Annotated in this window: 8 protein-coding genes; 3 read left to right on the top strand and 5 right to left on the bottom strand. The window is 62.2% G+C overall.

The window, feature by feature from the left end; genetic code table 11:
* From DEHOM01_RS10150 to DEHOM01_RS09490, 3 genes are all read right to left on the bottom strand, one after another.
* A partial coding sequence (locus DEHOM01_RS10150; protein ID WP_217998009.1) for a hypothetical protein occupies positions 1–213 on the bottom strand: 213 nt, incomplete at its 3' end.
* Entirely contained in the window at positions 200–877 is a 678-nt protein-coding gene (locus DEHOM01_RS09495) for a DUF6318 family protein (RefSeq protein WP_156468348.1), read from the bottom strand. The genes DEHOM01_RS09495 and DEHOM01_RS10150, both read right to left, overlap by 14 nt.
* 303 nt (positions 878–1,180) lie before the next feature.
* Positions 1,181–2,554, bottom strand: a complete 1,374-nt coding sequence (locus tag DEHOM01_RS09490; RefSeq protein WP_061212554.1) for a UTP--glucose-1-phosphate uridylyltransferase — start codon at positions 2,552–2,554, stop codon at positions 1,181–1,183.
* Between the two features lie 51 nt (positions 2,555–2,605).
* On the opposite strand from DEHOM01_RS09490, the gene metG reads away from it, so the two are divergent.
* The 3 genes from metG to DEHOM01_RS09475 are packed head-to-tail and all read left to right on the top strand — an operon-like array spanning position 2,606 to position 5,924.
* The gene (gene metG / locus DEHOM01_RS09485; RefSeq protein ID WP_061212553.1) at positions 2,606–4,402 is read left to right on the top strand and encodes a methionine--tRNA ligase; all 1,797 of its coding nucleotides are present in this window, start codon (positions 2,606–2,608) and stop codon (positions 4,400–4,402) included.
* Between the two features lie 15 nt (positions 4,403–4,417).
* On the top strand, positions 4,418–5,191 hold the full coding sequence (locus DEHOM01_RS09480; protein WP_167346678.1) for an ABC transporter permease: 774 nt from the start codon (positions 4,418–4,420) through the stop codon (positions 5,189–5,191).
* 10 nt (positions 5,192–5,201) lie between these two features.
* Positions 5,202–5,924 (top strand): sirohydrochlorin chelatase, encoded by a 723-nt coding sequence (locus DEHOM01_RS09475; RefSeq protein WP_061212551.1) that lies wholly within the window; start codon positions 5,202–5,204, stop codon positions 5,922–5,924.
* Here the strand turns inward: DEHOM01_RS09475 and DEHOM01_RS09470 are convergent.
* Positions 5,905–6,750, bottom strand: coding sequence for a uroporphyrinogen-III synthase (locus tag DEHOM01_RS09470; RefSeq protein ID WP_061212550.1), 846 nt, complete (start codon positions 6,748–6,750; stop codon positions 5,905–5,907). The genes DEHOM01_RS09475 and DEHOM01_RS09470 overlap by 20 nt on opposite strands.
* A gap of 11 nt (positions 6,751–6,761) precedes the next feature.
* The coding region (cobA, locus tag DEHOM01_RS09465; RefSeq protein ID WP_061212549.1) for a uroporphyrinogen-III C-methyltransferase at positions 6,762–7,799 on the bottom strand (1,038 nt) is incomplete at its 5' end.

Below are 7,799 nucleotides of genomic sequence, written 5' to 3'. Positions count from 1 at the left end.
ATCACGCTTCCCCGAAGGTTTGCCCTTCGCTCGCCCATTTGACCTGCCATTGCTGGGAGCTCCAGGTTTTCTACCCTCGATTGTCAAAGATCCAGTTTCGGCGACTCCGTCAAAATCAATATCTGAGGTCTCTTCGCCTAAGACCGGTTCCGACCAACATGAGATCGCGATGACCACGCCAAGAAAGAAGCCGAGTATTTTACTGCGAGACATCGTCCGCCCCTTTCCAAACACCCTCTTGGACCTGCCAAGATCCGTTCAGGTAACGGAGGCGAAATGCTGATGCTTTTCTCTCACCTTTGACTGTTTCAGTACTTTGTCCCGCCTCCGTCACAACCACATCGTTGACGGTGTACCAATATTCGACTTGAGTGAAGTTGTCGTTAGACTCAACGACCCAAATGTCATCTTCGGAGATGTCTGCGGGCGAAATATGTTTAGACTTCTCCCGCCACCGACCTATGCCGTCAATGACCCGTTGGCAGTTTTCGCACTGACCGGAATCAACCACTTTTTTCAGCGGTTCCGTATCGCCAGTGGCATACCCGTAATACATCGCATCAACAAAGTACTTTGCTGTCTCCTGGGCCCCCTGATCGGTCTCGTACTTTATGCCCGTGTAATCCTTGAAATCAGGTGCCTTCAAAACAGCATTCTCGGGCGGCAGATTCGCCGTGCGAGAGGACGATTCCCCACCGCCATCGCTCGCACCGCCACCGTCAGAGCCGCCAGCATCGCTACTGGACGAAGAAGCCGATGGCTTCGCAGCAAGCGTCGGACCGCCAGCAGGCTCACCCCCACCGCAGCCGACCAACCCCGCCGCCACCAACGCGACAACGCCGAAAACACCACAAGCCCGCGCTCGCCCGCTCAACATGCACTCCCCCGATCCGGTCCACTACCACCCCACTGCCCCGAGCGAGGCCCATGTCACATAGCCAACCAGAACACCACAGCCCGCGCAACGGCTGTTTCGAAAATGTGGAAACTCTTCACGGGCGAAGAGAGTCTAGCGAGCCGGCATGCACTTGACCTAGCGAGCCTCGCCCAGACCAGGCGCGTCAATGACTCTTGGAAGGCGACGCGGCATTAAAACGGGGGCCTGGGCGGCCGCATGTACCGCGCCAAACCCCCGTATCCCCTATGCAATTCGAGGGGGAGGGGAAGGAGAGAGGGGAGATCAGGGAAGGGTCCCGCCCTCGGCCCCGAGCGTCACGTCCCCTTCGATTCGGGCGCCCTCATTGAACGTCCAATCGCCCTCGACAGTGAGCGAGGTAGCGCCCTTGAGACTCGGCGCACCCGCGGGGAAACGCTGCTCAAAATCTCCCACCAGTTTGTAGGGGCCGTCGGCAAGTTTCACGAGCGGAGCCTTCTCGACGACTTTCTCAAGAGCGAAGTCATCGGTGAGCTCGTAGACGTCGGAGCGCACAAGCAACAGATCGTTCGTTGTTTTCACGGGCAGGAAGCGCGAGCGGTCAACGACAATCGCGGTTGCCCCCTCGAAGACCTCGATCGCCGCCCCCATGGCGGATTCAATCTGGTAGACCGGCGTGCTCGTTTTATCGGAAGGATCGACTGTCTTTTCGTTGCGGATGAGCGGAAGACCCATGACGCCTTTGCGCTCGGTGAGAATCTCCTTGAGCTTTTCAAGATCAAACCACAGGTTGTTCGTGTGGAAGAACGGGTGGCGGTGCTCGTCGGTGAAGTAGTCCATCTGCTCCGCCGGGGTTTGGGCGGTGTCGCGCAGGATAAGGCGAGAGTCGGACTTACGGATAGCGAGGTGGCCTCCCTTGCGGTCCGCTGCTGTGCGGCGGCACAATTCAGCAGCGTAAGGGGCGCCGGAAGCGGCAAACCAGCCGGCAATCTCGGGCGAGGGAACGGTGCCGAGGTTGTCTGAATTCGAAATTGAAGCGTAGCGGAACCCCTGTTCGAGCAGGGCATCAAGCACGCCCGAGGTGAGAAGGGCCGTGTAAATATCGCCGTGGCCCGGCGGGCACCATTCCAGCTCCGGGTTCTCGGGGAATTCGACGGGCGTGAGATCGTCGCGGCGAAGCTTCGGTTCCTTATTCTGAAGGAAGTCGAGCGGCAAATCCCCCACCTGAAGGTCGGGATATTTAGCGAGCACCTCGAGGGTGTCCTCGCGCGTGCGGAACGAGTTCATAAACAGCAGCGGGAGGCGGGCGCCAGTCTTCTTTCGAGCGGCGAGCACCTGTTCGACGATGATCTCGAGGAAGCTCTTGCCATCGCGTACAGGGAGCAGGGACTTCGCGCGATCCATGCCCATCGAGGTGCCAAGCCCACCATTGAGGTTGATGACAACGAGCTTCGAGAAGGCATCCTTCGCAACCTCGGGATCAACCTCGACATCGGCGAGGCGATCCACCTCGGTGAGCGGCGAGATCGTCTCTTCCGGGATCGAACCGGTCACGCCCTGCTCGAGCTGGTGGTAAAAGTCGCTGAAGACGTTAATGGCAGCTTCCGCCACGCCCGCCTCGCGCATTTTCTGCTGGGCGAGCGTGAGTCCGGTGGCATTCGTGTCGTTGTCGTAACTCATGCCCCCAGGATAAGGCGCTTCCCTCATAAAAAGTCGTAGAATTGGAGCCCTATGAGTACTGTGCTTTCTGCTGTTGCCTGGCCCTATGCAAATGGACCCCGCCACATCGGCCACGTTGCCGGATTCGGTGTCCCTTCCGATGTGTTCTCGCGCTACATGCGAATGGCCGGGCACGACGTGCTCATGGTCTCGGGAACCGACGAACACGGCACCCCAATTCTTGTGGCCGCTGATCAGGAGGGCATCACGGCGCGCGAACTCGCGGACCGCAACAACCGCGTGATCGTCGAGGACCTCGTCAATTTGGGCCTTTCCTACGACCTTTTTACTCGCACGACCTCGGGCAACCACTACGCGATCGTGCAGGAAATGTTCACGACCGTGCGGGACAACGGCTACATGATCGAGCAGGTCACCCGCGGCGCAATTTCGCCCTCGACCGGCCGCACTCTCCCCGACCGCTACATCGAGGGCACGTGCCCTCTGTGTAAAACGCCGGGCGCCCGCGGCGATCAGTGCGATGCGTGCGGCAACCAGCTCGACCCGACCGATCTCATCGATCCGGTCTCCCGCATCAATGGCGAGACCCCGAAGTTCATCGAAACAACGCACTATTTCCTCGACCTACCCGCACTCGCCGACGCGCTCGGGGCGTGGCTTGATGAGCGTGAGGCGACGGGACTGTGGCGCCCGAACGTCATCCGCTTTAGCCAGAACATCCTCAAGGACATCAAGCCGCGTGCGATGACCCGCGATATCGACTGGGGCATTCCGGTTCCGGGGTGGGAGGATCAGCCCACGAAGCGCCTCTACGTGTGGTTCGACGCCGTGATCGGCTACCTCTCCGCTTCGATTGAGTGGGCGCGCCGCACGGGCGATCCAGAAGCCTGGCGCAAGTGGTGGAACGACCCGGAGGCTCTTTCCTACTACTTCATGGGCAAGGACAACATCGTCTTCCACTCACAGATCTGGCCGGCCGAGTTGATCGCCCACAACGGGGGCGGCAGCAAGGGCGGTGAGCCCGGCAGGCTTGGCACCCTTAATCTTCCGACGGAGGTCGTGAGCTCGGAGTTCCTCACGATGGAGGGGAAGAAATTCTCGAGTTCCAAGGGCGTCGTCATCTATGTGCGCGATGTTCTCGAACGCTACCAGGCCGACGCCCTGCGGTACTTCATCTCCGCGGCGGGCCCGGAGAACCAGGATGCCGACTTCACGTGGAGCGAGTTCGTGTCGCGCACGAACAATGAGCTCGTTGCTGGATGGGGCAACCTCGTGAACCGCACCGCTGCCATGATCGCCAAGAACGTGGGCGAAATTCCCGCAGCTGGCGAGCTCACGGAAGCGGACAGCGCCCTACTGACAAAGATCACCGAGGGCTTTGACACCGTCGGAAACCTCATTCGCACCCACCGCCAGCGTGCCGCGATTAGCGAGATTATGCACCTCGTGGGTGAGGCAAACGCTTATGTGTCGGCGACCGAGCCGTTCAAGCTCAAGGCGGAAGAGGAACGGCCCCGCCTGCTCACGATCCTTCACGTGCTCGCGCAGGTTGTGACTGACCTCAACACCATGCTTGCGCCGTTCTTGCCGTTCTCCGCGAACGAGGTGGAGAAGGTGCTGGGCGGCACTCTCGAGGTTGCGCCGATGCCGCGCATCGAAGAAGTCGACGATCTCGACGCCGACGGCTCATACCCGATTATCACGGGCGACTACACGAACGTTCCTGCGTGGGGCCACCGCCCGGTGACGGTCGGGGCGCCTGTCGCGAAACCAAAGCCGATCTTCCGCAAGCTCGATCCGAGCATCATCGAAGAGGAGCTCGAGCGCCTCGGTGTCGATAAACAGTAGGTTCGGGAGTTGGGCGTGAGCACGTCTGTTCTTCTCGAGACGGCGCTCGCTCTCGCTCTGTGCCTCACTTTGACGCTCGCGCTCCGGCGTGCGTGGAGCATTCCCAAGTGGGCGGATCCTGCCGTGGCCCTCGTGCGGGCACTTTTGCAGCTTGCGATCCTCGCAAGCGTCCTTAGCGTCGCGATCACGAACGTTGCGTACGTCTTTCTCGCGCTGCTCGTCATGCTCGGCTTTGGCATCTGGACCTCGTCGAGGCGACTTGGCGGCGATGCACGCACCGTTGTGCTCGTCGCGATCTCGATGAGCACGGCTGTAGCGGCGTCTGTTCTTACCGTCTTCCTCACGGGGGCACAGTCCTTCACGGGACAAAACCTCCTCGCCTTCGGCGGCATTATTACGGGTAATGCCATGAGCGTCGTGACCCTCTCAGGCCGTAGGCTCAGCCAGGACGTCGCGCAGCATTGGGGCGAGATCGAGGGGTGGCTCGGTCTCGGTGCAACGAATCGCCGGGCGGTGCGCGATATCGCGTCCAGGGCCATGAGCGAAGCTCTCATCCCGAATGTGGACCAAACCCGTGTCACGGGAATTGTGACCATGCCGGGGGCCTTTGTAGGGGCCGTGTTCGCGGGTGCTTCCCCGCTTGAAGCTGGCCGGTTCCAGCTGCTCGTGCTCGCGGGCATCATGGCGACCGGCACGATCGCGGCAGCACTCATAATGTGGGGATCCGATCCCGTTGCCGCCGGCCGGCCGGGGCGAGCCGAAAATATCAAGGAAGCGCACGTCGGGTAGGGTTTTTGGCATGACGTTATCGACCGCCCCCGCATTGATAGGTATCGCCCACGGAAGCCGCAACCCCGATGCCGCAGCCGTGACCGAGTCCCTCGTTTCCGCTGCGGGAGCCCGCCTCGGCATCGAGGCTCACGCAGCCTATCTAGAGAATTTTGCCTCGCCTTCAATTACCGAGGTTGCGAAAATGCTCGCTGGACACGGGTATTCCTCCGCTGTCGCGGTGCCGCTTCTTTTCACCGAGGCCTATCACGCGACTGAGGACGCACCGACCGAGCTGCGCGAGGCGAAAGCCGCCCACGGGATCGAACTCGTGCAGGCCGAGGTGCTCGGCACGGGCGCAGAGATGGTGGACGTCCTCGCAACTCGGCTCGACCAGGGCGAGGGTGACCATCCACACGGCGAGATCATCCTCCTCGCGGTTGGCTCGTCGCGCCCGGGTGCAAACGAAGCGGTTCAAGCGCTCGGCGATGACCTCGCGGCATACACGGGACGCAGCGTCCACGTACGTTTTGCCACGTGCGAACCGCGCATCAACGATCGCCTCGAACAAGCCAAGGGCCCAGGAACGGTGCTGCCGCTATTCGCCGCCCCCGGCTTGCTGCTCGATAGGGCGCGCGAGCGTGCCCAGGACGCGGGCTGGCTGGTCCTCGACCACCTCGGCGACGCACTCGCCCCGATCGTAGCTGCGCGCTACGAAGGTGCGCTTTCCAGGCTCAACGCTCGCGAGACCTGAGCTTTTCTCCCATGAGCTTGACCATTGCGCCGAGCCTTTCGCGCTCGGGGTAAAGCGGGCGCAGCCCCTCGTCTTCAAGCGGCTCGGCGGTCACGTGTCCGACGGCAACCGGGCACACGTCGTTGTCGAGAGCTTCGAGAAGCTGTGTGCGAGCTCCCATCTCCTCCGCGACCTGGAAGAGCGCGACGACGGCTGGCGCTGCGGTGAACGTCACCGCATCGACCTCTCGTGCGATGATCGCGTTCACGAGAGTGTGGACCGGTGCGAGGTCCTCGGCGAGTTCCCACCGATACGGTGCCACAACGTAGAGTTCACGGTCGCCGAGCGGCGCGAGAGCCTTGTCTGGGACGTATCCGTGGCGCTGAAGCCCCACTGGCCCATCGGCGATACCGAGTTCGAGCGCGAGCTCGACCATCGACGTGCTCGTTTCTTTCTCGCTGCTCGGAGCGTCAGGAAGACCCCACTTGCGAACGGTGCCACGGCCTTTAGACCCGCGGCAGATGATCTGTGTCGTGGAGAGGTAGTCGAGGACCCGCTGCTTGAGAGGATCCTCAAGGACGTCAAGCCACGAATTAATGCCCTGCCCGGTCGTCACGAAGAACGTCGGCGGAGCGGCCTCGAGAAGAGCGTGGGTTTCTTCGATCAGTGCCGTGTCGTCTTCGACTGGAACGATACGCATCGTGGGAGCGTGGAACGCTTCGGCTCCGGCGCGCTCGAGAGCAGCGATTTGGTCGTCAGCACGTCGTGCAGCGGTCACGGCCACGCGCAGACCGGCAAGAGGACGCTCAGTCGGTTCGGCTGCAGCGGTCGGGTTAGGGATGCTCATGGGAACTCCTCTTATTCGGTAGCGGCGAGCGGGGTTGTTTCGGTGAGTTCTGCCGAGGTTTCCCGGACATTGACGACGTCACCGATCACGATGATCGCCGGGTTCGTCACGTTGCGCGAGCGGGCATCCTCGATCGCAGCGCCGAGCGTCGTAAACGTGTGGCGCTCGTGGGCGGTGTAGCCCTGCTCTAAGAGCGCGACGCCAGTGGAATCCGGCAGGCCAGCCGCTCGCAAGCCCGCGACGGTTGAGGGGAAAGTTGCCACTCCCATGAGAATCACGATCGTGCCGCCAAGCGCGACGAGGGCCGAAAGCTCGGCATTGTTAAACGGCTGGTGGCCCGAGATGATCGTGACCGCGCGCGTCACGTTGCGATAGGTTGCAGAGACGCCCGCACGGGCGGGAACGCTGAGCGCACTCGTGATGCCAGGGACGATGTCGACGCGGATGCCGTGAGCGGCGAGGAACCGCCATTCTTCTCCCCCGCGCCCAAAAATGAACACATCGCCGCCCTTGAGCCGCACCACCCTCGCCCCTTCGCGCGCAAAGGCGAGCATTGTGTCGTTTATGCGCTCTTGCGACATTTTGTGGCGTCCCGGGGCCTTACCAACGTCGAGAACGAGTGCGCCAGGCGCGAGATCCATGACATTGAGCGCCACGCCCAGACGGTCGAGAAGAATGACGTCGGCACGCACAATCGCCTTGAGCGCGGCTACGGTCAGGAGGTTCGGCTCACCCGGCCCTCCACCCACGAGGGTGACAGCGCCGGGCGCGTGGGCGCGATTGTCCGACGGTTCCTGGTCTTCGGAGAGCGCCACTTTCTCGGCGTGAGGCGGGCAAGCGTCGGAACGAATCTGCCCACGTGGCTCGCTTGCCCACTGAAGCACGAGCGACTCGTGCCCGAGTTCCCGCGCACGTTGATCGAAACTGCACGCGCGCTCGCGCGGGATCGCGTCACCGAGGTAAACAATGGCGCCTTCGCGAGCAAGCGCCTGCGCAGCACGCCAGCCGGCGGGGCCGCGGTGATCCGTCAGATCAACGACGCGGCCCCG

Source organism: Dermabacter hominis NBRC 106157 (genome assembly GCF_001570785.1).
GTDB lineage: Bacteria > Actinomycetota > Actinomycetes > Actinomycetales > Dermabacteraceae > Dermabacter > Dermabacter hominis.
Note: the sequence above shows the minus strand (reverse complement) of the source record. Positions and strands in the feature narration are given on the sequence as shown.